Consider the following 25,925-nt stretch of genomic DNA (forward strand, 5'->3'; position numbering starts at 1 on the left):
GAGTCGTCGAAGCGCATGCGACGAAGTCGCGAGTCTCGACGACTCGGACGCGAGACGGGCCGCGAACACGCAGCGCCGCAGGCGCTGCCAACGACACAGCACACGGCGCGCCGCAGGCGTGCCAAATTCAACACAGGTACCGTACGGCCGTGACTTCTGTGGAACCCCCCGAGCACGTGCGCGCCACGTTCGGTCTGCGCGAAGTGACGCCGGTTTCGCTGGGAGACTGGGACGGCGGCTGGCGGCTCGGTGACGTCGTGCTGAGCCCGGTGGCCGATCATGCCAGGGCGGCATGGTCGGCGAAGGTCCGCGAAACCCTGAAGGTGGACGGCCTACGCGTGGCACGCCCCGTGCGGGCCACCGACGGCCGCTATGTGGTATCCGGTTGGCGCGCCGACACCTACCTGGAAGGTGTGCCCGAGCCGCGCTATGACGAGGTCGTTTCGGTATCGCTGCGACTACATCAGGCCACGGCACAGCTCGAACGACCGCGTTTCCTGGTCCAGCCGCCGGTGACCCCCTGGGTCGATGTCGACGTCTTCGTCGCCGCTGACCGCGCCGCCTGGGAGCCGGTGCCGCTGCGAAGTCTGCGCGCCGGTGGCATCACTCCGGCAACCTCCCCCGACGGCCAACGCAGTATGGAACTGATCGGCCAACTGGCCACCTTGCGCAAACCGGTCCAAACCCCCGCGCAACTGGTGCACGGAGACCTGTTCGGAACGGTACTTTTCGCCGGAGTCTTCACCCCGGGCCTGACCGACATCACTCCGTATTGGCGCCCCGCACCATGGGCCGCCGGTGTCATCGTCGTCGACGCGCTCGCCTGGGGCGGCGCCGACGACGGCCTGCTCGACCGCTGGTCCGATTTGGCCGAGTGGCCGCAAATGTTGTTGCGCGCGGTCATGTTTCGGCTTGCTGTGCATGCGCTGCACCCCCGCTCGACCCCCGAAGCGTTTCCCGGATTGGCGCGCACCGCGGATATGGTTCGCCTGATGCTCTGAGTTTCGTCCCGACCATGTAATCGCCTGGTTATCTGATCCGGCGCCGTGTGCTGCATCGATTGTTCTATGCTCGGACGACCGCCGTCAGGCGGCGATTGCTCTACCTGCTCTGCGGGCTGCCGGATGCTCCGCGGTTGCCCGTGTTCGGACGGCCTCGCGACCGATTCCACCGATGCCGGAATGGAACCAGATCGGACCCTCGTGGAGCCAGCGTAAGCGTTGTGCCCGTGCTAATTTGACGTTCGTGGACGCGGTGTGGACCGGCGCGCCTGCGACATGGGGTGAGGACGGCAGCAGGTGAGAATCCAACCGAGGCAACAGATTCTGGATGTGTGGCGCGCGATGCTCGCCGCGTGCTGGGATGGTACGGACTGGCGCTGGGGCGGGCTGATGGACGCCAACTCCATCAGCGACTCCGAGCAGTTGCTCTGCCTGCTGTATCCGGCCACCGAGATCGATACCTTCGCACTGGACAATCCGGATCGCATGGAGGACGACGTCAGTTCGGTCCTCGAACCACTCGGCGGTCCGACGCAGATCGGCAGCTTCATGGTTTGGCTGCTCGAACGTTATATCGAGCGGAACACGCGAAACGACGGGCAGCCGAATTTCTCCTCGGGCAGCTATCTCCGCTCTACCGATGAGCGCGAACCCAATGCGGCGCAGCGCGGCATCGAAGTCGTCGACTCGTACTCGATGTCGCTGACCGTCTGTATGGCTGGCCTGCGTTTCTTGCGTGCGTTCCGCGGCTGGGCGCGACCGGGGGACCTGACGCAGCGGATCGATGGTCTCAGCGAGCAGCTCAGCGCGCGGCTCACCGCGGCGATGACCGGACTGGTTCGCAGCTTCGTCGTCAATACCGTGAAGCCGAAATCCCGTGAGGGACAGGCGATTCTGGAAATGCTGAACCAGACCGGCGAGCCCGAGCAGGCCATGGTCGACGGTGTGCGGCGCAGTCTGGAACGGGTGCGGGCACGGTTGCGCAGCGATGTCACCCTCGGCCAGGAGGAAACGGTCAAGGAACTCGAAAACGAGAATTTGCTGTTCGAATGCGGGTGGAGTTGGGGTGTGGTGCAAGACGCCACCGAGGTCGACTTCGTCGAGGCGCAGATCGCGAGTCAGAAGGGCATCGCCGATCCGCGCCCATACCTCTATTTCACGGTCGTCGCACTGGACGGCATCAACGACCTGGTCTCCCCGCGCACCGGTGAACTCGGTCTGCTCGACGAGAAGCAGCACCGGCTGGCCCAGGCCCTGCGTACCCGCTGGGAGCTGACCCAGCGCTATTGGTCGACGGTCGCGCGCTTCGGCTCGGGCAGTTGGCCGCTGGAGGATATTCCGTGGCGTACCTCCGATGGTGAGCAGTCGGACTACTTCAGTCTCATCGTATCCGCGGTACTGATCCAGGATCTGGTCGCGCGCACCGCTTCCGATGACGATTTGACAAGGGCCGTGGCCATTTTCGACGAATTGGCCGGCCGAGGCCGGATCATTCGGCGGACCATGCGCGAGGATCCCGCGGTCGCGATGCACACTCCCGGCGTGCGGCTGACCCTGCGGGGCAGTGAGGTCGTCGATGACGGACCGAGGCTGCAATGGGAGGTTTCGGACTTCTCGGCGGTGCTGCTCAAGCGAATGCTGCAGACGGCCAGGCTGTCCAACAATGTCGCGGCCCGCGACAAGCTGATGGAATTGGCCAAATCGGTGATGGAGCATCTGGATCGGCGCATGTTGCGCGTCGGAGCGCCCGGGCTGTGGGATGACCCAGCGGGCGCGTTCGGGGAGAACGGCGCTGTCGAGGTCACAAAACCGTCCTGGTACATGACCGAACGCGTCATCGAATGTCTGGTGGCCGCGGACCGGACCTACCGCGAACCGCCGCCCAACTGGCCGGATCTGCAGGAGATCGCGCGGCTCATGCTGAATACCGCTGAGCATCGGTTCGATCAGGAGATGCTCGGTGTGAGCATCGATGACACCTCGGGCAATCGGACCACGCTCGATCGCGTGGAGGACCATATCGACCAGGCCAGGCGGTTGGTGCGCAACGATTCCGCGACCACCTTCGTGCACGCCTTCGCCGCGCTGCGTGAAATCGACCGACTGGCCACCGGCCGCCGCGACGCGACAAGGAACCCTTAGCGCATGATCGTGTTCGCGACCTCGGACAAGGGCGGCACCGGCCGCTCGGTGACCAGCTGCAATCTCGCCTATCGGATGTGTGTGCGGGGTAGACGGGTCGCCTATCTCGATTTCGATTTCGGTTCCCCCACCGCGGGTGCGCTTTTCGAGATCAGCGGTGTCGAACGCGGTATCTCCGGTGGCGACGGGCTGCACTCCTATCTGCTCGGTAAGGCGGGCGTGCCGGCCCGAATCGACGTGCGGGACAACACCGATCGACGCGAATTGCGTAAGATGCGCACGCGAACCGGCAAACTGTTCTTGTTGCCGGGTGATGCCGGTGGCGCGGAGTTCGCCAAGATCGATGACCGCGCCCTCGACAACTGCGCCAAGTTGCTGCTAGAGCTCGATCAGGATTTCGACGTCTGCCTTGTCGATCTCAGCGCGGGGCGCTCGGTGGCGATGGAAATCGCGCTCAAGGCAACGGCTTTGCCGCAGTTGGCCGGGCGAACAGTGCGCTGGTTGGTATTTCATCGTTGGACCCGTCAGCACATCATCGCCGCACACGGTCTGGTGCGCGGCGAGTATGGACTGCTCGATTGTGGCGAGGGCGCGGGCCACGATCGCGAGGCGCTGCTGGACAACATCCGGTACGTGCGCACCGCAGTGCCGCAATTGAACGAGGCGACCGAATCCCCTGGGCCGCAGGCGGCTTGGTTGCACCAGCAGGACTCCATGTTGAAAAGGCTGGCATCGACGAACAAGGTCGGTGCGAGCGCGATGCTCGGCGAGACCCCGGTCGAGCCGGTTTTGCAGTGGCGCGAACAGTTGATCCTGGATATCGACGTGCAGAAGGAAATTGCCAACAAGGCAACCGTCGAGGCCTTCGACACACTCACCGATCGCGTGCTCGATCCAGCCACCTGGCGCCGAATCTGAATCGACCGAACTCGAGAACACTGTCCTGGAAAGGGATTTCGAGCACATGGAGTATGCAGCAGGGTACAGCGAAGCTACCGAGCACCCGCGCGTCGCCAGGGTGCCACTGTCCCATGTGTCGATCGAGGTCGGACATTTCTATATGCACGATCTGGCCAATGGTCAGGAGAAGATTCGCGCGCAGTTTCGTCGGATCGTGCCGCTGGTCGCGGCATTCACCGAGGCCGCGAAAATCGAATTCGGTCCCCGTGCCAGAGTGAGCACCTGCTTTCTGGTCGACGACTATTTTCGGTCCGATACCAATCCCGGCGAAATCCTCGATACATTGCTGCACAATGCCGACGAATGCGGTTTGGCCATCGACTATTTAGCGCGCGAGGCGGGCTGCTGGGAGGTTCCGGCAGCCGAGTACGGCGCGGTGAGCGCGCCGCGTATCGAGTTGGCCGAGTTGGTTCGCGCCCGCATCGTGGCCGAACCGCCCGAGGGTGCGAACGGTCGCAGGCCACCGACCGCGGAATCCGGCTGGCTGTGCAATGGCCGACGTGCCTCCGATGATCCCTCGGAACAGGCCATGCACGACGAGCCGTACGAACCGGCCGAGGAGTTCGGGCGGCGCGAGCATTCGATTTTTCTCGATGTCGAAATGTGGACCAAGCAGACCCGAAAGGTAAACGGGCGCAAGGAAGTATTCACCAAATGGTCCTGCCCGTATCTGGCCGCCGTCTGGCAGTTGCTGCGACTGGGCATGCTGCGTTTCGACGGTATGCCGGTGGTCGAGCCGCAGCCGTGGGATCCGGGTATGCCATGGCCCGGCAGTTGGTGGGAGATGCCCGCGGTGGTGCAGCTGAATCCACGGGCCAAACCATTTGCCGCATATCGGTCACTTTCGCTACTGCCACAGCGATATCTGGGTATCGAGCACGCGGTGCGAGTAATACTCGATCACATCCAACTCGACGATGAAGTGGTCGATCAGATCGTCGCCCGAGGTAACGAGGAGGGTATCGCCGTATCGCGCAAGGTGACCGAACGCCTCACCCATTTCCTGCTGGACGGATCCTGACGTGAACGAACCGAACGATGCGGCCGCGCGCCGGGTACGCACGGCCCGCTCCACGCCGCACTTGCGGCAGCTGCGCCGCGGCCGAGCCGTGCGCCTGCTGGAGCGCGCGGGTGCGGCGCAGACCAGGACACCCGTCGGCCCCCTGATCGTATTCGGCGAGGTGGACACCTGCCTGCTGCCCGCGGCGACGCCGCTGTCGCGCGGTGATCTCGAGGAACTGCTCGAGCTGGTGCCGGGCCGTCCGATGTTATGGCGGGAGCGGCCGATGTCGCTTGCGGTGTCGCCGACCATCGCCGAGGGGGTGGATTGTCGATTGGCCGCTCCGTCGCATACCGATGTGCGGGCGATCGGCACGGTGGCAATGCATGCGGTCGTGGTCGGTGGGCGGGTGCTGCAGAGTTCGGCGCAGACCAGAGTCGTTCGAGCCGCTGGCGATCAGCGCCGTACGTGGTCGCACTATTTGAGCCAGGTCGGCATATCCGAGGTGATCACCAAGGTCACCGCGGAAACCGGCGCCCGGCTGGTCGAGGGCTTCCTGGCCGCCGGCCCGGCGCCGGTGGGCACCCTAGATCTCGCGTCGATCGCCAATCGGCTGCTCGGCCGCATCCGGATGGATCATCGCCTGGACCAGAACACGCCGGTGCAATCGGGAACGACCAGGCTGCGCTGGGCGGCGCGGATCGGCGATCCGGCGCAGCCGGTGGTGTGGTTCCGGATGCAGAACGATACGGTTCGCACCGCGCTGATCACCGTGCGCACCGAGGCGGAACTCGCCGACGTGCAGCGGTTCTGTGAGGATCTCGCGGTGCACGATTGGCTGCTGTCGGTCACCGCCGCGGCGCTGGAGCAATCCGATCTGTTCGCACCGGGCAGTGCGGAATCGGTGGCGGTGCTGGCCCCGGTGCTGCACCACCTGGCACATCTGTGGGTGCCCGGCGCGCATACGCCACCGGCGCTGCGCGGACTCTGGACGCAGCTGAACACCGATCCGGATTTCACCGCGGGACGGCGGGCCTTGATCGATCAACTGCACAATCGGGTGCTGGTGGCGACGCTGGATGCGGTGCGGCACACCAGGATCGGCACCGAGGACTACAGCGCGGATTAGCCGCCGCGGCGGCATCAGATTCGAAACCATCGCCGGACCAGCAGTGCGAAGAACAGCGAGTTGAGCACGAGTCCGGCGTAGGCCTCGATGGTCAGAAGTGTCCGTCCGGCGCCCCTGATGTCCTCCAGATCGCCGAGGCCGAGTGGATTCAGGTAGTTGATCAGGCACATGTGCAGCGCGGTCGGGATCGGCTGGCCGTCGGTGGCCCACAGCACGACGGTGCTGATGAGCAGGACGGCGGCGATCCAGCAGAGCAGGCGGAACGGCCGAAAACCATAGCCGCACAACACTTCCAGGGTCCAATGCGGGATCCGCTTCCAGGCCGGATCGATGGAGCGGCAGCGAGCTTGTGCCAAGGCGTGTCCGCAGCGGTCCTGCGCATCGAAGTCCTCCTCGACGCGGTGCAGTCCCACCGCGCGTTTGAAAGCCAGTGCGGCATGTTGGGGCAGATCGGCGGCGATCAGCGCGCGGCCGAGATACTCATAGGTCTGGGCGATCCGGGTGTTCTGAGTGCGGCTCAGCCGTCGTGGGCCGCGGAATTCGACCTCGGCGGCGAGCAGAGCTGTCAGCGCGGGCAGGGGTCCGTCGTCGTCCGCGGCGGGTTCCTCCGCCACCTCGTAGATATGGGAGAAGACCAGGCTGTCGCCGGGCTGGGAAATCTTTACCGGGTCGTAGTCGAGCTCCAATGTCTCGACGTGGGTGTTGAAGGTGTCGAGTAGCCGCTGTTCGGATCCGGCGCCGGCCTGTTGGAAGTATTCGGCGATCTCACCGGCGTACCGATCGGCATGCCGATCGATCAGCATCGTCATCGAATTCACCGCAGGTGATAGTTGGGATAAGCTCGCGTATTCGGTCATCGTGTGTTCCCCCGGGTGCAGCCGTCACATTCGATGTGATATCCACCATACCAACGTGATTCGACTATCAATCCGGTGCTCGACCGCCCTTGAGCCACCGCTTGTCGTTCGGTCCTGGGAGCTGCGAGGTGGTCGGCCAGTGATCGATGCGGTGTACCAGTACATCTCGCGGTTCGTTCGCGCCGAAGTAGCGCTGTTCGTGTCCGGCCCAACGGAATCCGGCGTTCTTGTACAGCTCGACCGTGCGCTGATCGGTTGGCCGCACCGTGAGGTACACCGAATCCGCCTGTGCGGTGCGGCAACTCGTCACCGCCTGGTCCAGCAGCGCCCGGCCGAGGCCGCGGTTGCGGTACTTCAGTGCGACCGCCAGACCCATCACCCAGCCACGTCGGCGGGTGCCGACGCCGACGAGTGCGTAGCCGCGCACTCTGCCGCCGATTTCGGCCACCACCCAATCGGGTCCGTGCAGGTCGAACAGTTGTCGCAGCGTGACATACGGGTAGCACAGATCGCCGAAGTGTTCCCGCTCCAGCGCGGCGATATCGTCGAGATCCGCCAATCGCGCGGTCCGGAATACCGGTTCCCCCGCCCCCGTGGAGTTATCCAATGCTCACCTCTCCCGGTGTGAGTCTGCTGTCCAGCGTAAAGCCCCGACGCGCGCGCGGGGCCGAGACCGCCAAAGCTCAGTCGCGGGTATCCCAGCCCGATCGCTTCCCCAGCGGCCGTCGCTCACCGATGGGCTCGGACAGATGACTGATCGACAAGGGGATCGACACTGGCGCTGTGTCGATTGGCGGTTTCCTATTACTGGAACGCCGCAGCAGCGATATCAGGTGGTCGAGCAGGTGGTGTCGGATGGGAAGCATTGTGCATCCAGCGAATTCAGCTCGTCGAGATCGGATGCCTCGGTGTTGCGGATGCGTGCCATCTCGCCGGAGCCCCCTCATGCTGCCTACTGACTCGGCGTGATATCCGCCCACAGCAATGTGATTCGACTCGTGGACGGCCGAATGCCGCGCTGGGGACCTCTTCCGGCGCGGCATTCGGGTCTAACAGATGCGGTGGTCAGACGTTGGCGTAGGCCAGTGAGGGGACGCGGGTCACGGCGAACGAGGAGCGCAGGTAGAAGAACCAGGTGACCGCAGCCATGACAAGGAAGGTTCCCGAGTAGGCCCAGAAGGTCGGGTTCATGCTGTGGAAGTTGATGTTGGACAGGCGAAGTGCCTGCTGGAGCAGGTAGCCGCCGGAGGCGCCGATCGCGCCGATGACACCGATCGCGGCACCGGCCTGCCGCTTGGCCGAGGCCGCGGCGTCGGTGCGGTCGAGTCCGTGTTCGGCGGCGTATTTCTCGGCTTCGGCGCAGAAGATGGACGGGATCATCCGGTAGGTCGAACCGTTGCCGATGCCGGAGAGCACGAACAGCGCCAGGAATGCGATCAGGTAGAGCGGGAAGCTATTCGCCCGCAACCCCACCATGATCAGTACACACGCGATCGCCATACCGCCGAAGACATAGATGGTGATCTTGGCGCCGCTGACCTTATCGGCGATCCAGCCGCCGAACGGACGGCTGAACGAGCCGACCAGCGCGCCGAGGAAGGCGAGGTTACCGAGGGTGGTGATCCAGCCGATATCGGCCAGATTCGGGAAGTTGGCCTTGATCAGCGTCGGGAAGGCGAAGGAGAAGCCGATGAACGAACCGAAGGTGCCGATGTAGAGGAACGACATCACCCAGGTGTGCTTATTGGTCAGCGCCAGCTTGTAGGACTTGCCGTCGGCCTTGGCGGTGCTGATGCTGTCCATGTACCGCAGCGCGCCGAACATGGCGATCAGGATGAACGGCACCCACACCAGCACCGACAGCGTGATACCGAAGCGGTAGCCCGCCGCGTCCGCGGCCACGATGTGCGTGCCGAGGGTGATCAGCAGCGGCAACACCAACTGGGTCTGCGCGACACCGAGATTGCCGCCCGCGGCGTTGATACCAAGGGCCGCACCCTTTTTCCCCTCTGGGAAGAAGAACGAGATATTGGCCATCGACGACGAGAAGTTTCCGCCGCCGAAGCCGGCCAGCGCCGCCAGAACCATGAACACCCACATCGGGGTGCCGGGGTGGTTGACGAAGTAGGCGAGGCCCAGCGTCGGGATGAGCAGCATGACCGCGCTGAACGCCGTGAACGCGCGCCCGCCGAACTTAGGAATGGCGAAGGTATACGGAATGCGCAGTGCCGCACCGACAAGCGTCGGGGTGGAGGTCAGCAGCAGCGCGTTGCTCACCGCGCTCGGGTTGCCCTCGCCGAGTCCGGCCAGGAAGTCGAAGCCCGCCGGGCCCATGCTGGTCACCACGGTGCCCCAGATGACCCAGATGCTGAAGCCGAGATTCTCGGCGAACACGGAGCAGATCAGGTTCTTGCGGGCGGTGTATTTGCCGCCCGATTCCCAGAATTCGGTGTTGTCCGGCTCCCAGTGGTCGAGCCAGCGCCCCTTTTTTTGATGTGTGAATGCTGGGGTTTCCGACTGCTGGCCGGTGGCAGCGACTGCGGCGGTCATCGGCTTCCTCTCGATCTGGCTCGGTGGGTTCGCCGAGCTACGGTCGAGACAAAGGTAGGAGCCGGTTGTTGCGGGTAAATGGCCCCGAGTGACATTCCCGGCAAATCCGACTCACACAGTGGTGAGTCGATCGGTGACCTGTTGGCTACCTGGTCGGGCGCAAGGGGTTCGGTCGTTCGACCAGAGGTCTACCTATCCGGGTATTCGGCGATCAACGAGGTGAGGAAACAGCGCGCGGCCTGAGCCGCTCGTTCCGGATCGCCATCGATGACGGCATGCACCAATTCATTGTGCTCCGCATCGTAGGCATCGTCGGATTTCGCGGATCGCGCCCGGATCACCTGTTCGATAATCGGCAGCAGCGAATCGTAGAACTCGAGATATACCGCGTTATGGCTGGCTACGACGATCGCGCGGTGCAGTTCCACGTCGGCTTCGATCGCCGCGACGTTCTGTTCGTCCCAGTGCTGCCGGCTGCGTTCTTCCAGCAGTCGCCGCAGATTCGCGACATCGGTCTCATCGCGCCGGCGCGCGGCCAATGCCGCGGCGTTGGTGTCCATGGCCATCCGCAGTTCCAGCACATCGCGTTCCTCCGCGTCGGCGAAGTACTTGGCGAGCGTGCCGCCGACCTCCGAGGCCGCGATGACATAGGTGCCCGAACCTTGGCGCCGCTCCAACATCCCGGCGTGGACGAGCGCTTGCACCGCCTCGCGTACCGTATTTCTCCCGGTGCCGCTGAGCTCGGTCAGCTCTGGTTCGGTGGGGATTCGGGAGCCGATAGGCCAACGGCCGGAACGAACTTCGGCACGCAGCTGCTCGGTTACCTGGGCAATGAGGCTGGTCCGCCGGACGGGTTGCACGGCATCAGAGTACCGCTCATCACAAATCCTTGCCCCCTGTCATCGGGTCATCCTATGATTTCGCAAGTGTCAGCAACTCTCCCGGAAACCACGGTTCGCCCGGAATACGTCCGGGTCGAGCGGCGCAAACGTGCACTGACCGAAGGCCGACTGCTCGTCCTCGCCGCCATTGTGATGTCCGCGCTCACCCTCCGGGTCGCCGTCACCGCATTCACGCCACTGGCCGAGCGCATCGGCGCCGATATCGGTTACTCGACGGCCGTCGTCGGTGTCTTCGGCATGATCCCGACGCTGATGTTCTCGATTTCGGGTCTGCTCACCCCGCTTTTCGCGCGTCGAATCGGGCTGGAGCGCACCGCGCTGGTCGCGATGCTGATGTCCGGACTCGGCATGCTGATCCGGGCGGCGGTCGGCGGCACGGCCGAATTGCTGATCTTCTCCGCACTGGCACTCGGCGGTATGGGCATCGGCAATGTGGTGATTCCGCCGCTGGTCAAACGGTATTTCCCGGACCGGCTCGCGCTGGTCAGCTCGCTGTACATCACCATGGTCCAAATCGGCACCGTGGTGCCCGCGCTGATCGCGGTGCCCGTCGCCGACGCGCACGGCTGGCGGATCTCCTTGGGACTGTGGGCAATTCTCGGCTTCGCGGCCGCTCTGCCGTGGCTCGGTGTGCTGCGCGATCGCCGCGGCAACGATCGGGTCGACAGCACCGGGCTGCCGCCGCGTACGCAGGAGCCCAAGGGCAAGGTGTGGCGTTCGCCGGTGGCCTGGGGCATGGCGGGCATGTTCGGCATGACCTCGCTGACCACCTACGCCGTGTTCACCTGGCTGCCCAAGATCCTGTCCGAGGCGGGTGCGAGTGCCGGATTCGGCGGAACCATGGTCGGTGTGTTCGCGCTGATGGGTCTGGTGCCGGCGTTCGCTGCGCCGACGGTGGTCGCGCGGTTCCGCAATCCGTTCCCGTTCGTAGTGGGTTGTGCCGTCTTCTTTTTCACCGCATTCGCCGGACTGCTGATCGCGCCGATGAGTGCGCCGCTGCTGTGGGTCGTGCTGTTGGGCCTGGGCCCGAGCACCTTCCCGATGGCATTGACGCTGATCAATATGCGCACCAGGACCCCGCAGGGTTCGGCGGCGCTGTCGGGCTTCACTCAGGGGGTCGGATACGCGGTGGCGTGTGTCGGTCCGGTGCTGTTCGGCATGTTGCGCAGTGCGACCAACGGCTGGGCCGCGCCGTTCGGGATGCTGGTCATCGCGGTTCTGGTGCTGCTCATCGGTGCGTGGCAGGCGTGCAAACCACGCATGCTCGAAGACACCTGGAATTAATAGACTCGTCCGCCTCTTCAGGCTGTACAAGCAAGAGCCGCGCGGCTTGCGCTCAGGTCCTGCGTCGTGTGCGCGGCTGGTTTTAGGCGTACCCGGTGAGTTACCTCGACCATTCGGTCTGCTCGGCGGGAACGCTGAGATCCGCGCTCCGGCCGCGCAGCTGGAACTTCGCGTGGAAGGGTCGCCGCGGGATCCGTTCCAGCTCGGCGCTCAACTCTTCGCTGGACACGGGTGACCCCGTCGTCTTTCAGCTGTGCTGGGCGGTGATGTTGAACATCCAGCTGATCCCGAACCGGTCCACGAGCGAGCCCGCCTCGTCGCCCCAGACCTGGGTTTCCAGCGGCAGAGTGACGGTGCCACCGACAGACAGCTTCTGGAAGTAGTCGCGCAGTTCGCCGTCGTCGCCGCCGAGGAAGACCGCGACGTTGTTGCCTGGCTGATAAGGAGGATGGCCCGGCCTGTCGTCGGGGAAATCCCATGCCATCAGCGTGTAGCCGACCGGTGTGTCCAGACGAGAGTGCATGATCTTGTCGGCGTTGGGTGCGTCCGGTGAGCCGAAGTCCGCGACGGTTCCCATCTCCAGCTCGCCGCCGAACACCTGCCGATAGAACTCCATCGCCTGCCGTGCATTGCCGTTGAACGTGATACACGGATTGACCTGAGACCCCATTTGGACGCTCCTTCGTGACGTGACCTATCGGGCCGTCCGATGGTCGCCGAATCAGGATCTCAACTAATCACGACATCTCCTGTCGTGATTACCGGTAAGACTTCATGTATGCGCGCCGACCGACTGGTCTCCCTAGTGCTACTACTGCGCCAGCGTGGACACCTGTCCGCCAGTGTGCTTGCCCGGGAGTTGGAGGTATCCACTCGTACCGTGCTCCGTGACATCGAGGCGCTGTCTCTGGCCGGCGTCCCCGGCTACGCCGAGCGCGGCCGACACGGCGGCTTCGCCCTGCTACCCGGATTCCGGACCGAACTCACCGGCCTGACCGACGATGAAGCACTCGCGTTGCTGGTAGCCGGATCGCGGCGCGGCGCACAGGCTTTCGGACTCGGATCCGCACTCGCCTCGGCCGTGCTCGAGGTCGTCGACGCGCTGCCCGAGAGCAACCGGAACACCGCGGTCGGCGTGGCCGAGCGGCTACTCATCGATCCCGATACCGACCTACTCTCGCGCCGACTCGTCACCGAGGAGATCCCCCGACACGACGATGATCGAGATTCGGCGTGCGGTGCTGACCGGACACAAACTACGCATCCGCTGCGCCGCAGCCGGTCGATCACCGAAGCCGGCCATTACTTCGAAGATCGGCTGTTCGTGATGCGCGGAAATCGGTGTGTCACATGCCCGAAACATTTTCGTTGAAACTCACCCGGCTTACCCGGTAATCGTGAGCAACCGTTGATTTGACGGTCATTTGGGGCAGCATTTCGGCAATACCCGTTTCCTACCTTGGGGCTAACCGATTTTGGGAGGCCCCTGTTGAGCACGCCCACGTGTAACCACAACATCGAGCATTGGGATGCCGAGGGTGTGTCGCGGCCCGGCAGGCCGCTCGACTCCGAAGTCGTCGCGTTGGCCGTGGCGCTCCTCCTCGAAGCCGAGGCAGGCAACCCGTCCCGGTCCTCCAGCAGGTCGGCCCGACCCGGACGCCGAATCATCAAGGGAGGACGGTCATGAACTCGACAGTCGACCCCACCCAGCGCAAGACCGTCGTTGTCGCCGGCCACGGCATGGTCGGGCACCGGTTCGTGGAGGCGCTGCGGTCCAGGGACGAGGCAGGCCAGTGGCAGGTCGTCATCCTCAGCGAGGAGCAGTTGCCCGCCTACGACCGCGTCGGACTCTCGTCGTATGTCGGCACTGGGGATGCCGCCGCCTTGGCGCTGCCGGGTAACGAATACGCCGGTGACGAGCTGGTCGAGCTGCGCCTCGGCCAGTCCGCGCAGTCCATCGACCGCGCGGCGCGCAAGGTCACCACCTCGGCGGGCGACACCATCGCCTACGACGCGCTGGTGCTGGCGACCGGTTCGTACCCGTTCGTACCGCCGGTGCCCGGTCACGATCTGCCGGAGTGCTTCGTCTACCGCACCATCGATGACCTGGACGGCATTCGCGCGGCGGCCACCGCGGCCGGACCCGGTGCGGCCGGTGTGGTCGTCGGTGGTGGTCTGCTGGGTCTGGAAGCGGCCAACGCGCTGCGTCTGCTCGGTATGACGCCGCATGTCGTCGAGTTCAACACCCACCTGATGCCCGCTCAGGTCGACGAGGGTGGTGGCGCCATCCTGGAGAAGCTGGTCACCGACCTCGGACTGCAGGTGCACACCGGTGTCGGCACCGCGTCGATCGAGACCGTCGCGGATGCGGGAGCGGCTGCGCGCCTGAAGGTTACGCTCTCCGACGACACGGTGATCGACGCCGCACTGGTGGTCTTCTCCGCCGGTGTCCGGCCGCGCGACCGGATCGCCCGCGACAGCGGCATCGAGGTCGGCCCGCGCGGCGGAATCGTCACCGATCTCGGCCTGCAGACCTCCGATCCGAATATCTACGCGATCGGCGAATGTGCTGCGGTGGAAGGTGTTTGCTACGGCCTGGTCGCCCCCGGCTACACCACCGCCGAGATCGTCGCGGACCGAATGCTCGGTGGCGCGGGCGAATTCCCGGGCGCGGATATGTCGACCAAGCTGAAGTTGCTCGACGTCGATGTCGCCAGCTTCGGTGACGCGCACGGCACCACCGAGGGCGCGCTACCGGTCGTACTGCACGACGCCGCCAAGGGCACCTACGCGAAACTTGTCGTATCCGATGACGCGCGGATCCTGCTCGGCGGCATCCTGGTCGGTGACGTGACCGCGTACTCGGCGCTGCGTCCGCTGGTCGGGCGTCCGCTGCCCGCCGAACCGGCCGCACTGATCTCGCCCGCCGGTGCCGAACTCGGTGCCGACTCACTGCCCGACGATGCCCAGATCTGCTCCTGCAACAACGTTTCCAAGGGTGCGATCTGCGGGGCCATCGAAGCGGGCGCCTGCGATATCGCGAGCGTCAAGAAGTGCACGTCCGCCGGAACCTCTTGCGGCGGTTGCGCTCCCATGCTCGTGAAGCTGCTCGAGCAGTCCGGCGTCGAGATGTCCAAGGCGCTGTGCGAGCACTTTTCGCAGTCGCGGGCAGAGCTTTTCCAGATCGTCCAGGTCACCGGCATCCGCAGCTTCTCGGGCCTGATCGCCAAGTACGGAACGGGCACCGGCTGCGATATCTGCAAGCCGACGGTCGCCTCCATTCTGGCCTCCACCTCGAGCGAGCACATCCTCGACGGTGAACAGGCCGCGCTGCAGGACACCAACGACCACTTTCTGGCGAATCTGCAGAAGAACGGCACCTACTCGGTGGTGCCGCGGATGCCCGGCGGTGAGGTCACCCCGGATCAGCTGATCACCATCGGTCAGATCGCCAAGGACTTCGGCCTCTATGTCAAGGTCACCGGCGGTCAGCGCATCGACATGTTCGGCGCCCGCGTCGAACAGCTGCCACGGATCTGGCAGCGCCTCGTCGATGTCGGCATGGAATCCGGGCACGCGTACGGCAAGTCGCTGCGCACCGTGAAGAGCTGCGTCGGCTCCACCTGGTGCCGTTATGGTCAGCAGGATTCGGTCGGTATGGCGGTACTGCTGGAGCAGCGCTACCGCGGTCTGCGTTCGCCGCACAAGCTGAAGCTGGCCGTTTCCGGTTGCGCCAGGGAATGTGCCGAGGCGCGCGGTAAGGACGTCGGTGTGATCGCCACCGACCATGGCTGGAACCTGTATGTCGGCGGTAACGGTGGTCTTACCCCGAAGCACGCGGTGCTGCTGGCCGGTGATCTCGACGACGAGACGCTGATCAAGTACATCGACCGGTACCTGATGTTCTACATCCGCACCGCCGACCGGCTACAGCGCACCGCGCCGTGGCAGGAGGCGCTGGACGGCGGCATCGAGTACCTCGAGCAGGTCGTGTGCGAGGACAGCCTCGGTATCGCCGCGGATCTGGAGGCGGCCATGGCCCGGCATATCGACGGTTACCGCGACGAATGGGCCGCGGTGCTCGAGGACGAGGAGAAACTGTCGCGTTTCGTGTCCTTCGTCAATGCCCCGGAAGCGGCCGATCCGACCATTTCGTTCGATGAGACCGGGGAACGGAAGGTGCCGGTGCTGCTCGGCATGCCGGAAATCCCGGTTGCCATACGCGGGAAATAGCCGCTTAACCCCGAAGAAACAGAACGCCGGTACCAATGGGTAAGGCGTTTGGAGGATGACACCGATGACCGTGATGGATACCCCCGGCATTGCCACAGCTACCACCACGGGCTGGACGCGGGCGTGCCGAATCGACTACCTGATTCCCGGCCGCGGCGTCGCGGTGTTGCTGAAGGGTGGCCGTCAGGCCGCTCTGTTCCTGATGACCGATGGCGCCCTCGCCGCCGTCGGCAATATCGATCCGATCGGCCGGGCGGCAGTGCTATCGCGCGGGATCGTCGGTGATCGCGGCGGTATTCCGGTCGTGGCCTCGCCGCTGTTGAAGCAGGCGTTCTCGCTGCTGGACGGGCACTGCCTGGACGACGATTCGGTGACATTGCCGGTGTACGCGGTGCGCGTCGACGATCGCATCGTTTCGATTTCCAATGAGCCGGTCGATGCCGCGCTCGTCGCCACGGATGGTGGATCGGCATGACGACAATCGATACGGGTGCCTGTATGGCCGGTTTCACGGTGGGTGTCACGGCCGCCAGGCGGGCTGATGAGTTCGCCACGCTGCTCACCCGACAGGGCGCCGGTATTATCGTCGCTCCCGCCATCCGGATTATCCCGCTGGCCGACGACAACGAGCTGGAGCGGGTGACCCGCGTGCTCATGGCCGATCCGCCGCGGATCGTGGTGGCCACCACCGGCATCGGATTCCGCGGCTGGATGGAAGCCGCCGAAGGGTGGGGCATTGCCGAGGATCTGCGGCTGACGCTGTCGTCCACCAGGATGCTGGCGCGTGGGCCGAAGGCCAAGGGCGCCATCCGCGCCGCCGAACTGCGTGAGGAATGGTCGCCCGCGTCCGAATCCTCGGCCGAGGTGCTCGATCACTTGCTCGCCGAGGGCGTTGAGGGTGTGCGGATCGCCGTCCAATTGCACGGCGCGACGACCGAATGGGAGCCGGTACCCGACTTCTGCGAGGTATTGCGTTGTGCCGGTGCGGATGTCGTTCCGGTTCCGGTATATCGGTGGGTGCCACCGGATGATCAGGGCCCGATGGATCACCTGATCGAGGCCATCGCCACCTCCAGCCTGGACTGCGTGACCTTCACCAGTGCGCCCGCCGTGGCGTCGATGTTGATGCGCGCCAAGGAAACCGGACTGCTCGAGGGCGTGCTGCACGCGCTGCGCGGACAGGTGCTGCCCGCTTGCGTCGGACCGATCACCGCAGCTCCGCTGGAGGAACTGGGGGTGGCGACCTCGATGCCCGGACGGGCGCGCCTCGGTGCGCTGGCCCGGCACGTCGCTGAGGAATTGCCGCGGCGCGCCAATCGGATTCAGGCCGCTGGACACACCATCAGTGTGCGCGGGACGTGTGTGGTGGTCGACGGTTCGGTGCGTCAGCTCGCGCCCGCGCCGATGACCTTGATGCGATCGCTGGCGCGGCAGCCCGGTCGGGTGGTGTCCCGGGAGGATCTGCTCGCGGCGCTGCCCGGTGGCAGTGACGACACCCATGCCGTGGAGACCGCGATCGCGCGGCTGCGCGCCGGTCTCGGGACCCCGAAAGCTATTCAGACCGTGGTCAAACGGGGCTATCGACTGGCGCTGGACGCCGCTGATTCTGCACGCACCGTCGCTGATGGCCGTGCGCCGGTCGCGGGCATCGCCACTCCGGCCCGCGCGCCGAGGAACGTACAGATCGCGGGGAGTTGGTGACGGCTCCGGCCCTGGTCCTGGTCGCACATGGCACCAGGAGTACCAGGGGTGTGCGGATGATCGCCGCGCTCGCCGCGGCGGTGACACGAGAGCTCGCGGGGATGACGGGTGGCGCGGGGGAGTACGGCGTCGCGCTTTCGGCGCGCGACGCCGATACCTCCCCGGCTCCGGTTTGTGCAGATCGCGTCGTCGCGCGCGGGCTGGAGGCCGCCGAGAAGACATGGGTGCGTACCGCTTTCGTGGACGTGCTCGGTCCGTCGCCGTCCGAGGTTCTGCGCGATCTGACCGATGCCCGAGGGGAATCGGTTCCCGCCGTGGTGATTCCGGCCTTCCTCGCCTCCGGCTACCACGTGTATCGAGATGTGCCGCGTGAAGTGGCCGAGAGCGGTCATCCCGAGGTCGCGGTGACATCCGCGATGGGACCGGATCCGGCATTGGCCCGCATCATGGCCATGCGGCTGCGCGCGGCGGGCTGGCGGCCCGGTGACGCGGTGGTCTTCGCGGCGGCCGGATCCTCGGATGCCCGTGCGCGCCAGGATGTTCGGCGCGCGGCCGGCATGTTGGCCGAACATCTCGGTGTCCCGGTTCGCATCGGCTACGTCGCCATCGGAGCGCCGCGCGTGCCGGAAGTCGTTGCCGAACTTTGTGAGTCGGGTGCGCAGCGTGTCTTCATCGCCTCGTATCTGCTGGCCCACGGTCTCTTTCAGCTGCGCCTGCGCGAGGCCGGAGCCGATGGCATCGCCGAACCGATCGGGGTCCACCCGGCGGTCGTCCGTTTGATCGCCGACCGCTACCGCGCCGCCGCCCGAGAACTGATGCGAGCCGATACATTCCCCGTGGAAGTCAGCGGCGCGTAGCAGACACGCGACGCCGTGCGAACCCATGTGTGCGGCGAAACGCGCCTTAATCGGATCGATCAGGTCAGGGCGCGTTTGTCCTACTAGGACCTGTGCTCGTGGGCGGCTGGTTCAGCAGGCGATCGCTGGATCTGAATGGAATGTCGGCAATCACAGGTGCATACGGCAGTGCGCTGGTCGGCCCGGTATCGATTACGTCGGTTTCGCGCGGGCACGTCGGTGTTCGTGATTCTCAGAGCCCAGCGGCCCGGCGCTCGTCTTCACGCCGTCCGAGCGGGATGCGTTCACCGCTGGCCTGAGTGGTGGCGAATTCGAGCGCCTCTGACCTAATTCGAGACATGCGCCCCGCCTGAGCCAGTGCTCGGGTGGTGTGTTCCCGATCCGCCGCCCGCGAGTTGGTTCGGGCGCTATTCGATTGTGGACCGACAAGCCGTAGTACGACGTAGCAAAAATGCCACACTGAATTCATGTCTCAGCCTGAGCGGGTTTCGGTGCGCGAACTGCGCAATCACGTCAGTGAGGTGCTACGGCGAGTCGAGGCGGGTGAGACCCTCGAAGTTACGGTGAACGAGCGTCCGGTCGCCCTTTTGGTGCCTCGCCGTGAGCGGCCGTCCGCTATGGCGACGCGGGCACTCTTCGCTGATCTGCCGCTTGCTGATCCGGGCCTGCGCGATCAGCTTGCGGATGAGTTGACCGAGACCACGGACGACACCGTGGGTCCGTGGCGGTGAGCGAGCGCATGAGCATGGGCCTGCTCGACACGTCGGTATTTATCGCGCGGGAAAGTGGCCGCCGCATCGACATCGACCTGCTTCCGGAGGAGTCGGCCGTCAGTGTGGTTACTTTCGCTGAATTGCGGTGGGGTGTGCTGATGTCCGTCGATGATGAGTCTCGTTCCCGCAGGCTGGATACTTTGATGGCAGCGCAACGTTTGCAACCGATTCCGATTGATGAGCGCGTGGTGGCGGCGTGGGCGCTGCTGCGACAGCGGCTGAAGGCGGCCGGGACGAAGATGGAGATCAACGATTCGTGGATTGCCGCGACTGCGATGGCACACGGGTGGCCGGTAGCCACTCAGGACACCGGGTTTTCTTCCGTTGTGCCAGAGCTGACTGTCATTCAGGTATAGCCGAGCCACACCGGGGTTTGCTCAGGCGGATCGGCGTGGGGTGCGGGTGAAGGCGGCGCGGTAGGCGCTCGGAGGTAGGCCTACATGGCGGATCATGTGCTGGCGCAGGGATTCCGCGGAGCCGATGCCGCTGTGGCGGGCCACCTGATCCATGGGCAGGGTGGTGGATTCGAGGAGTTCGCGGGCGCGCTGAATGCGTTGGTGCAGTAGCCATTTCTGGGGGCTGAGGCCGGTTTCCTCGTGGAAGCGGCGGGTGAGGGTGCGCACGCTGGTGCGGGCGTGGGTGGCCAAATCGTCCAGGGACAGGGGAGTATCGAGGCGTTCCAGGGCCCAGGTGCGGGTGTCGGCGAGGGTGAGTCCCTTCTCGGGCGGCAGTGGTGAGTCGACGAATTGGGCTTGGCCACCGGGGCGTACCGGAGTTACGACGGCGGCGCGGGCCGCCCGCCGGCCCGCGACCCCGATCGAGGACATCGACCGAGCGCGGGCACTGCGGCCCGACCATCCGGCGTACCTGCTCTATCCCTCGACCGCAACGGGCACCCCGAAGGGCATCCTGATCACCCACCGCGTACTCGACCGCCACAGCGTGCTGACCGGGCACCCCTTGTCGTAGCTGGGCACCCCGTGCGTCGGGTGCCCAGCTATCAGACAGGGTGCCCGGTCTCAGGCATTCTCGTACGCGTCCTGCAGCACCTTGATATCGAGCTTGGTCATGGACCGCAGCGTGGTCGCGACCGCGCCGGCCTTGGTGGGGTCGGCAGCATTCAGCAGGGCGGGCAGTGCGGCCGGGACGATCTGCCAGGACAGGCCGTAGCGATCGGTGAGCCAGCCGCACGGGCCGGGCGCACCGCCGTCGACCAGGGCGTCCCACAGGCGATCGACCTCGGCCTGGGTATCGACGTTGACCTGGATCGACGCGGCGTCGGTGGGCGGATGCCCGGGACCGCCGTTCATCAGGGTGTACGGGTGACCGTCGAGTTCGATGGCGACGATGAATGCCGAGCCATCGGGGTGGCGAGTGACCTCGACGATGCGGGAGTTGGGGATCAGTGCGGTGTAGCGGGTGGCGGCTTCCTCGGCGTCGCTGTCGAACCAGAAGAAAGTGTTGACCGACATGGTGGGCTCCTCGGTGTGGTGATGACCAACTGTCACCCTTCGGTCGGAGCCACCCCGATGCCTACGACATATCTCCGCGAAATTTCTGAAGAAAACTTTCGCGCAGGTCAGACGCTCGTGACGGCGAGGATGTGATCGGGGATGATCGTGATGAACACCCGCGCACGCTCCACCTCACGCAGCGCCGGCCCACTGCCGCACTTCTGCCAGATGCGCTGGGTCCACACGCCATCCGCGTCGATGGTCAGTTCAGCATCCCCGATCACCCGCACCTGCCGATTCGGCCACTGCCCACCGGCCCGCGACCCCACAACCTCCCGATCGATCACCAATCCGACCCGCGGATTCGCCAGCATCCGCCGCACGGAATGTGTCGGTGGGTGAGTGCATACTGGCTCGCGTGAGTAACACCGAACCGGGTGCGCCCGAAGCGAATACGCGTGAAATAGCCTCCTACAACGATCCGGACGCCCCGTGGAACCAGAAGTTCTCCGATGCGGAGATGGCGAATTGGAACGACGACGTCATCAGTGAATTCCGTGCGAATACCGGCAAGGTGAGCGGCGCCTACGACGGTGCGACGCTGCTGCTGCTGACTACCACCGGCGCCAGAAGCGGTAAGCCGCATGTGGTTCCGCTCGGCGCGCTCTATCGCGACGATACCTTGTATATCAGTTCGTTCATCGAGGATCGCTATCCGGCCTGGTACCACAATGTCAAAGCCACTCCGCAGGTGGCGGTGGAACTGGGTGGCAAGTCCTACCGTGCCACCGGTCGTGCGCTGGAGGGTGCGGACTACGACGAATTCGCGGCATGGGCGCTTGCCAACAACCCCTTGTTGGCCGACTACCAGTCGAAGGTCGACCGGCCGCTGCCGCTGGTCGTGCTGACCCTCGACAGCGAAGTCTGATGCCGGGCCGTTACCTTCCAGGAGGCAGGGTGCAGGGGCGCCGAAACATGGTCGCCGACCGTGGCAATCGTCTTGTCGCGCAACGAATTCGTGCTGCGCGCGGTCCCCGACACACCCGATGAAGTGCTCATCGAGATCGTCGACGAGGTGTACTTGCCGCTGGCGCGGCAGCGCGCGCCGAGCTGACTAGGCGCAGTCGGGGGCGTCGGCGTCTTCGAAGAGCGGCTTACCGGTGGGCGGTGCGTAGACCACGTCGAGGACGAGCGGGTCGGGGCCGAGATTGCGGCCGATGTGCACATTCCAGGCGCCCTCGGGTTCGTAGATGAAATCCCCGGTGCGGAAAACCGGAGCCACACAGCCGGGACCGGGGTGGGTGAGGGTGCCCGAGCGGACGAAGCCGAAGACCGGACCGTAGTGATAGTGCCAGCCGGTGGAACCGCCTGGGGCAATGGTGATTTCCCGGACGACGAGGTCGGTGCCCGCGACGAACGGCAGCAGGCCCGCGGGGATCTGAGTCTGGGCGAGGGTGACCGCGGTGATATCGGTACCTGGCGTCGCATGAACGGTCGCGGCACCGAATACGGAACCGCCCACGACGACCGCCACGGCCGCCGCACGCGTGAATGACGTCATCGCGGCAGCGTAACCCCGAACACGCCTTTGGAAAAGGGGAGAATGCCGCTGCCGCTGGGGCATTCGTACGTTTTGGGCGAATTTCGAAACTATTGTGTCGGGAGGGCCGAGGTTCGGCTCAGAGTTCACCAATTGTTCGTGGCTGGGAAGCGGTGTCGAGTTGCGTGATGCGCTGGGGCCGTAGAGCATCGGATGCTGTGCCGACGAATCCGTTGAACCCCGCTGGCGATCTGCCGGATACCGGAATTCCCGCCGCCGAGGCCGCCCATATGACCATGGCCGAGCAGCACGAGTGGCATCGGAATTACCTACGTCGGCACGTGGTCTCCCGGCGCAATGTGCTGCGCGGTGCGGCTGCGGCCGCCGCGGTCGCGGCCGTCGGAACCTCACCGTTCGGCAGGCGCGCCTACGCCGAGGACGTGCAGCTCGCAGTCGGCGGTCGACGTGTCGGGTATGGGCCGGATTCGACGAGTCAGCTCCGGTTCGCCGGTCAGCTCTCCCGGCCACCGGCGGGCACCAAGGTCTTCCTGGACCACGGCCCCACGCCCGCGCTCGGCAGCACCATCGAGGCCGAGGTGCGCAACCTGCTGACCCAGGTCCCCTCCGCCGACGGCGGTGTCCTGGCGGCCGAACAGTTCTATGTGCACGCTCCGGTCGACGGCTTGCCCGGACGCGTGCCGCACTTCTATCGCTGGCGTACCTCCGACGGATTCACCGGTGATCTCCGCACCGCCGCGCCCGCGATGCCGAGTGCGCGCGGCGCGATTCTGCCCTTCCGGTTCACCATGATGGGCGATCAGGGCACCGACGAGACTCCGGCGCTGCCGCCGGGCACCGTGCCGGGCGATTACGACGACAAGTACTACAAGTCCGATAACGATCCAACCGCACCACACGCGAGTAATGTGCTGCGCCAAATCGCCGCCGCTAAACCGGATTTCCACATTCTCGCCGGTGATATCGCCTATGCCGACCCGTCCGGCGGGGGCAAGCCGAACGAATTCGTCGCCAACGGTGCGAAGCTCGGCTCCGGTTTCGACAAGTACAACCCCTACGTCTGGGATGTCTACTTCGGGGCCATCGAACGCAGTGCCGCCGAGACACCGTGGATGTTCGCCACCGGCAACCACGATATGGAAGCGACTTACGGCCAGCACGGTTACGGCGGACATCTGGCGCGACTGGATTTTCCCGGCAATGGCCCCGCGGGCTGTCCGTCGGCGTATTCGTTCACCTACGGCAATGTCGCGGTGCTCTCGCTCGACGCCAATGACGTCAGCTATGAGATCAAGGCCAATTCCGGGTATTCCGGTGGGGCGCAGACGAGTTGGGTGGAGCGCACCCTCGCCGCCTATCGCGCGGACCCGAATATCGACTTCCTGGTCTGCTTCTTCCATCACTGCGCGTACTCGACCACCGACGCCCATGCCAGCGACGGCGGCGTGCGCGATGCGTGGGCCGGATTGTTCGACCGGTATCAGGTGGATCTGGTGCTGCAGGGCCACAATCACGTCTACGAGCGCACGGATCCGATCCGTGCCGGCGCCGCGACCAGGATCGCCGCGGATAATTCCATCGTCTACCCGGATACCGACGGCACGGTCTACTACACCGTCGGCGGCGGTGGCCGACCGCGCTACGACTTCCGACCCGGATCGCAGGAAACGTTCCGGGGTCACGAATTACCGGACACCACGGTCCCGAACAGCTATGTCTGGACCGAATCCGGCGGCAAACAGGATGAGGCGGCCCCGTGGTCGCGGGTGCGGTTCCGCAACTATTCGTTCCTGCGCGTCGATGTCCGCCCCGGCATCTTCGCCAGTGAAATGGATGTGGTCGCGGTGGACGAATACGGTCGGGAATTCGACAAACTCACCTTCCGCCGTCTGGTCCGCTGAACCGCTACTTCTCCTTCGGCGGCAGCGAACGCGCATAGCTCACGCCGCGGTCGATCCATTCATCGAGCGCCGCATCGTCGGCGACGGCCGCGCCGTCGACCAGCAGCCAGTTGTTGGACATTTCGCGACCGCCCATCACCATCGCGCCGATATATTCGCGGGCCAGCAGGGTGGTGCTCTCCTGCGGGTCGACGCGGACGAGGAGACCGCCATTCCGACTCGCCGCGACTGCCATATTGCCGTTGATCAGGAAGGCGAGACCGCCGAACATCTTCTTCTCGCTCACCTCGGGTGTCGGGTCGATCAGCTCCCGGATCCGATCGGCGAGCACCTTGTCATAGGTCATACCGCATTGTCGACCAGGGCACCGACACGTTTGTGGCGAATGGTGGGCTATGCGCCGATGGCGGCGGCGAACAGCGGCCAGGACTGGTGGAGATCGTCCTGCCAGTACGCCCAAGCGTGGGTACCCCCGGGACGGAGATTCACGGTGGCGGGTACGCCCGCCGCGGCCAGCCGGTCCACAAAGGGGCGGGTGCAGTAGTCGATGACGGTCTCCATGACACCGCCGACCAGCATGCGATCCAACAGCCGGACCGGATTGCCGTCGATGCCGGAATCGCCGAGGGTTTCGTGCGGTCCGGGCGCGCCGTTGCCGGACGAGATGTAGAGCGCCATGCCGCGCAGTTGGTCCACGTGCAGCATCGGATCGTGTTCGGCCCAGGCCGGATTATCCGGGGCACCCCACATATTGTCCGCATTGGCGCCGAAGGCCGCGAGCTCGCCGTGCACATAGGCATTGGCGGCGGGGTCACTGGTGCGCGGGCAGCCACTGTAGGCGCCGACCGCCTGATAGAGGCCGGGTGCGCCGACGGCCAGATTCAGTGCCGAGGTCGCCGACATCGACAGGCCCGCAATAGCATTGCGCCCGGTCATCCCGAAACGGGACTCGAGCAGCGGCGGCAGCTCTTGGGTCAGGAACGTCGTCCATTTATTGCGGCCCAGGGCCGGATCGTCATTGAACCAATCGGTGTAGTAGCTCGCGCGCCCACCGATCGGCATGATCACATTGACGTTCTTATCCGCGAAGAAGTTCGCGACATCCGTGCGGGTCGTCCACGGCCCGCCGCTTTCGCCGCCGTCGACCGCATTGAGCAGATACAGCGCGGGCGCACCTGGACCGGGATGCGACATCCACAGCGTGATAGGCCGATTCATCGCCGGCGAATGGACCACGACCTCGAATTGTCGCCCGCCCAGCGGCCGGACGTCGAGAATCTCGGAGCCGGGATCGGCTCCGGCGGTTACGGGGACGATCGCGGTGCAGACCGCGAGGAGGAAAACCAGGCAGCGCGCCAGCCGGTACATGGGTCGATTCCTATCATGGCCGCGCGCGCGTCGTCGGGATTCGCCGGGCGTGTTTGCTGAAAAGTAACACTTCCCCATCCGCTCGAGCCTTGGGTGCTGGGAGTCGTCGCAACACCCCCGTTCAGGGGAGATTGCGATGGACTTCAGGATTCGGGCGGACCGGAAAACGGAACCTAGTAGGGGCACGTGAGGATGCCGAGGAATTCCTGGGCCGCCTCGACGTCGCCTGGCCGCTCGCGGCTCGGGCGGGTCGGG

The 25,925-nt window shown here is 65.3% G+C and carries 26 protein-coding genes and 1 pseudogene; 16 read left to right on the forward strand and 11 right to left on the reverse strand.

Annotation, left to right across the window (positions count from 1 at the left end):
- The first annotated feature begins 149 nt into the window (after positions 1-149).
- The 5 genes from AB0J29_RS14470 (at position 150) to AB0J29_RS14490 (ending at position 6,232) form a co-directional block, all read left to right on the forward strand.
- Positions 150-1,001: a TIGR02569 family protein gene (locus tag AB0J29_RS14470; RefSeq protein WP_364784817.1), complete on the forward strand. Its 852-nt coding sequence runs from the start codon at positions 150-152 to the stop codon at positions 999-1,001.
- A gap of 297 nt (positions 1,002-1,298) precedes the next feature.
- Positions 1,299-3,143: an SCO2524 family protein gene (locus AB0J29_RS14475; RefSeq protein ID WP_364784820.1), complete on the forward strand. Its 1,845-nt coding sequence runs from the start codon at positions 1,299-1,301 to the stop codon at positions 3,141-3,143.
- A gap of 3 nt (positions 3,144-3,146) precedes the next feature.
- Positions 3,147-4,061: an SCO2523 family variant P-loop protein gene (locus tag AB0J29_RS14480; protein WP_364784823.1), complete on the forward strand. Its 915-nt coding sequence runs from the start codon at positions 3,147-3,149 to the stop codon at positions 4,059-4,061.
- Positions 4,062-4,107: 46 nt separating this feature from the next.
- A complete protein-coding gene (locus AB0J29_RS14485) occupies positions 4,108-5,124 on the forward strand; it encodes an SCO2522 family protein (protein ID WP_364784826.1) in 1,017 nt (338 codons plus the stop codon).
- Position 5,125: 1 nt separating this feature from the next.
- The gene (locus tag AB0J29_RS14490; RefSeq protein WP_364784829.1) at positions 5,126-6,232 is read left to right on the forward strand and encodes an SCO2521 family protein; all 1,107 of its coding nucleotides are present in this window, start codon (positions 5,126-5,128) and stop codon (positions 6,230-6,232) included.
- Positions 6,233-6,246: 14 nt separating this feature from the next.
- Here the strand turns inward: AB0J29_RS14490 and AB0J29_RS14495 are convergent, their stop codons facing one another.
- The 4 genes from AB0J29_RS14495 to AB0J29_RS14510 form a co-directional block, all read right to left on the reverse strand.
- Positions 6,247-7,041: a hypothetical protein gene (locus AB0J29_RS14495; RefSeq protein ID WP_364784832.1), complete on the reverse strand. Its 795-nt coding sequence runs from the start codon at positions 7,039-7,041 to the stop codon at positions 6,247-6,249.
- Between the two features lie 115 nt (positions 7,042-7,156).
- Entirely contained in the window at positions 7,157-7,696 is a 540-nt protein-coding gene (locus tag AB0J29_RS14500) for a GNAT family N-acetyltransferase (protein ID WP_364784835.1), read from the reverse strand.
- A 458-nt stretch (positions 7,697-8,154) separates the two neighbouring features.
- Positions 8,155-9,639 (reverse strand): nitrate/nitrite transporter, encoded by a 1,485-nt coding sequence (locus AB0J29_RS14505; protein ID WP_364784838.1) that lies wholly within the window; start codon positions 9,637-9,639, stop codon positions 8,155-8,157.
- Positions 9,640-9,827: 188 nt separating this feature from the next.
- Positions 9,828-10,499, reverse strand: coding sequence for an FCD domain-containing protein (locus AB0J29_RS14510; RefSeq protein ID WP_364784840.1), 672 nt, complete (start codon positions 10,497-10,499; stop codon positions 9,828-9,830).
- Positions 10,500-10,565: 66 nt separating this feature from the next.
- Here AB0J29_RS14510 and AB0J29_RS14515 point away from each other — a divergent pair, with 66 nt between their 5' ends.
- Positions 10,566-11,825 (forward strand): MFS transporter, encoded by a 1,260-nt coding sequence (locus AB0J29_RS14515; RefSeq protein ID WP_364784843.1) that lies wholly within the window; start codon positions 10,566-10,568, stop codon positions 11,823-11,825.
- Between the two features lie 247 nt (positions 11,826-12,072).
- On the opposite strand, the gene AB0J29_RS14520 is transcribed toward AB0J29_RS14515, so the two are convergent.
- Positions 12,073-12,495 carry a VOC family protein gene (locus tag AB0J29_RS14520; protein WP_364784846.1) on the reverse strand — a complete coding sequence of 141 codons (423 nt, stop codon included), beginning with the start codon at positions 12,493-12,495 and terminating at the stop codon, positions 12,073-12,075.
- A gap of 108 nt (positions 12,496-12,603) precedes the next feature.
- Between AB0J29_RS14520 and AB0J29_RS14525 the strand changes: the two are divergent.
- The 7 genes and pseudogenes from AB0J29_RS14525 to AB0J29_RS14555 form a co-directional block, all read left to right on the forward strand.
- Positions 12,604-13,120: pseudogene (locus tag AB0J29_RS14525) on the forward strand (HTH domain-containing protein); the annotation flags it as partial.
- 388 nt (positions 13,121-13,508) lie between these two features.
- Positions 13,509-16,058, forward strand: a complete 2,550-nt coding sequence (gene nirB / locus AB0J29_RS14530; RefSeq protein WP_364784849.1) for a nitrite reductase large subunit NirB — start codon at positions 13,509-13,511, stop codon at positions 16,056-16,058.
- 64 nt (positions 16,059-16,122) lie between these two features.
- Positions 16,123-16,533 (forward strand): nitrite reductase small subunit NirD, encoded by a 411-nt coding sequence (gene nirD / locus AB0J29_RS14535; RefSeq protein WP_364784852.1) that lies wholly within the window; start codon positions 16,123-16,125, stop codon positions 16,531-16,533.
- Positions 16,530-17,759, forward strand: coding sequence for a uroporphyrinogen-III synthase (locus tag AB0J29_RS14540; protein ID WP_364784855.1), 1,230 nt, complete (start codon positions 16,530-16,532; stop codon positions 17,757-17,759). Before nirD ends, AB0J29_RS14540 begins: the two co-directional genes overlap by 4 nt.
- Positions 17,756-18,616, forward strand: a complete 861-nt coding sequence (locus tag AB0J29_RS14545) for a CbiX/SirB N-terminal domain-containing protein (RefSeq protein WP_364784858.1) — start codon at positions 17,756-17,758, stop codon at positions 18,614-18,616. The genes AB0J29_RS14540 and AB0J29_RS14545 overlap by 4 nt, the downstream gene beginning before the upstream one ends.
- A 467-nt stretch (positions 18,617-19,083) precedes the next feature.
- Complete coding sequence (locus AB0J29_RS14550) at positions 19,084-19,347, forward strand: type II toxin-antitoxin system prevent-host-death family antitoxin (protein ID WP_364784861.1); 264 nt, start codon at positions 19,084-19,086, stop codon at positions 19,345-19,347.
- A complete protein-coding gene (locus AB0J29_RS14555) occupies positions 19,338-19,745 on the forward strand; it encodes a type II toxin-antitoxin system VapC family toxin (protein ID WP_364784864.1) in 408 nt (135 codons plus the stop codon). Before AB0J29_RS14550 ends, AB0J29_RS14555 begins: the two co-directional genes overlap by 10 nt.
- A gap of 21 nt (positions 19,746-19,766) precedes the next feature.
- On the opposite strand, the gene AB0J29_RS14560 is transcribed toward AB0J29_RS14555, so the two are convergent.
- From AB0J29_RS14560 to AB0J29_RS14570, 3 genes are all read right to left on the reverse strand, one after another.
- Complete coding sequence (locus tag AB0J29_RS14560) at positions 19,767-20,216, reverse strand: helix-turn-helix domain-containing protein (RefSeq protein WP_364784867.1); 450 nt, start codon at positions 20,214-20,216, stop codon at positions 19,767-19,769.
- A 192-nt stretch (positions 20,217-20,408) separates the two neighbouring features.
- Entirely contained in the window at positions 20,409-20,861 is a 453-nt protein-coding gene (locus tag AB0J29_RS14565) for a VOC family protein (protein ID WP_364784870.1), read from the reverse strand.
- Positions 20,862-20,968: 107 nt separating this feature from the next.
- The gene (locus AB0J29_RS14570; protein ID WP_364784873.1) at positions 20,969-21,217 is read right to left on the reverse strand and encodes a hypothetical protein; all 249 of its coding nucleotides are present in this window, start codon (positions 21,215-21,217) and stop codon (positions 20,969-20,971) included.
- 44 nt (positions 21,218-21,261) lie between these two features.
- On the opposite strand from AB0J29_RS14570, the gene AB0J29_RS14575 reads away from it, so the two are divergent.
- Positions 21,262-21,771, forward strand: coding sequence for a nitroreductase/quinone reductase family protein (locus AB0J29_RS14575; RefSeq protein ID WP_364784876.1), 510 nt, complete (start codon positions 21,262-21,264; stop codon positions 21,769-21,771).
- 60 nt (positions 21,772-21,831) lie between these two features.
- Entirely contained in the window at positions 21,832-21,957 is a 126-nt protein-coding gene (locus AB0J29_RS14580; RefSeq protein WP_364784879.1) for a hypothetical protein, read from the forward strand.
- Here the strand turns inward: AB0J29_RS14580 and AB0J29_RS14585 are convergent, their stop codons facing one another.
- A complete protein-coding gene (locus AB0J29_RS14585) occupies positions 21,958-22,404 on the reverse strand; it encodes a cupin domain-containing protein (protein ID WP_364784882.1) in 447 nt (148 codons plus the stop codon).
- 197 nt (positions 22,405-22,601) lie between these two features.
- Between AB0J29_RS14585 and AB0J29_RS14590 the strand changes: the two genes are divergently transcribed.
- Entirely contained in the window at positions 22,602-24,302 is a 1,701-nt protein-coding gene (locus AB0J29_RS14590) for a metallophosphoesterase (RefSeq protein WP_364784885.1), read from the forward strand.
- Between the two features lie 4 nt (positions 24,303-24,306).
- Here AB0J29_RS14590 and AB0J29_RS14595 read toward each other — a convergent pair whose 3' ends face one another.
- On the reverse strand, positions 24,307-24,648 hold the full coding sequence (locus AB0J29_RS14595; RefSeq protein WP_364784890.1) for a TfoX/Sxy family protein: 342 nt from the start codon (positions 24,646-24,648) through the stop codon (positions 24,307-24,309).
- Positions 24,649-24,695: 47 nt separating this feature from the next.
- Positions 24,696-25,670: an alpha/beta hydrolase family protein gene (locus tag AB0J29_RS14600; RefSeq protein ID WP_364784893.1), complete on the reverse strand. Its 975-nt coding sequence runs from the start codon at positions 25,668-25,670 to the stop codon at positions 24,696-24,698.
- Positions 25,671-25,925 lie beyond the last annotated feature (255 nt).

This window comes from Nocardia sp. NPDC049707, from assembly GCF_040674855.1.
In the GTDB taxonomy this organism is placed as follows: Bacteria; Actinomycetota; Actinomycetes; order Mycobacteriales; family Mycobacteriaceae; genus Nocardia.

Bases quoted from the DNA above. Each gene is read 5' to 3' on its own strand.
- AB0J29_RS14480 (WP_364784823.1), top strand. From the start codon at position 3,147: ATGATCGTGTTCGCGACCTCGGACAAGGGCGGCACCGGCCGCTCGGTG.
- AB0J29_RS14485 (WP_364784826.1), top strand. From the start codon at position 4,108: ATGGAGTATGCAGCAGGGTACAGCGAAGCTACCGAGCACCCGCGCGTC.
- AB0J29_RS14495 (WP_364784832.1), bottom strand. From the start codon at position 7,041: ATGACGATGCTGATCGATCGGCATGCCGATCGGTACGCCGGTGAGATC.
- AB0J29_RS14505 (WP_364784838.1), bottom strand. From the start codon at position 9,639: ATGACCGCCGCAGTCGCTGCCACCGGCCAGCAGTCGGAAACCCCAGCA.
- AB0J29_RS14520 (WP_364784846.1), bottom strand. From the start codon at position 12,495: ATGGGGTCTCAGGTCAATCCGTGTATCACGTTCAACGGCAATGCACGG.
- nirB (WP_364784849.1), top strand. From the start codon at position 13,509: ATGAACTCGACAGTCGACCCCACCCAGCGCAAGACCGTCGTTGTCGCC.
- nirD (WP_364784852.1), top strand. From the start codon at position 16,123: ATGACCGTGATGGATACCCCCGGCATTGCCACAGCTACCACCACGGGC.
- AB0J29_RS14540 (WP_364784855.1), top strand. From the start codon at position 16,530: ATGACGACAATCGATACGGGTGCCTGTATGGCCGGTTTCACGGTGGGT.
- AB0J29_RS14550 (WP_364784861.1), top strand. From the start codon at position 19,084: ATGTCTCAGCCTGAGCGGGTTTCGGTGCGCGAACTGCGCAATCACGTC.
- AB0J29_RS14560 (WP_364784867.1), bottom strand. From the start codon at position 20,216: ATGTCCTCGATCGGGGTCGCGGGCCGGCGGGCGGCCCGCGCCGCCGTC.
- AB0J29_RS14565 (WP_364784870.1), bottom strand. From the start codon at position 20,861: ATGTCGGTCAACACTTTCTTCTGGTTCGACAGCGACGCCGAGGAAGCC.
- AB0J29_RS14570 (WP_364784873.1), bottom strand. From the start codon at position 21,217: ATGCTGGCGAATCCGCGGGTCGGATTGGTGATCGATCGGGAGGTTGTG.
- AB0J29_RS14585 (WP_364784882.1), bottom strand. From the start codon at position 22,404: ATGACGTCATTCACGCGTGCGGCGGCCGTGGCGGTCGTCGTGGGCGGT.
- AB0J29_RS14595 (WP_364784890.1), bottom strand. From the start codon at position 24,648: ATGACCTATGACAAGGTGCTCGCCGATCGGATCCGGGAGCTGATCGAC.
- AB0J29_RS14600 (WP_364784893.1), bottom strand. From the start codon at position 25,670: ATGTACCGGCTGGCGCGCTGCCTGGTTTTCCTCCTCGCGGTCTGCACC.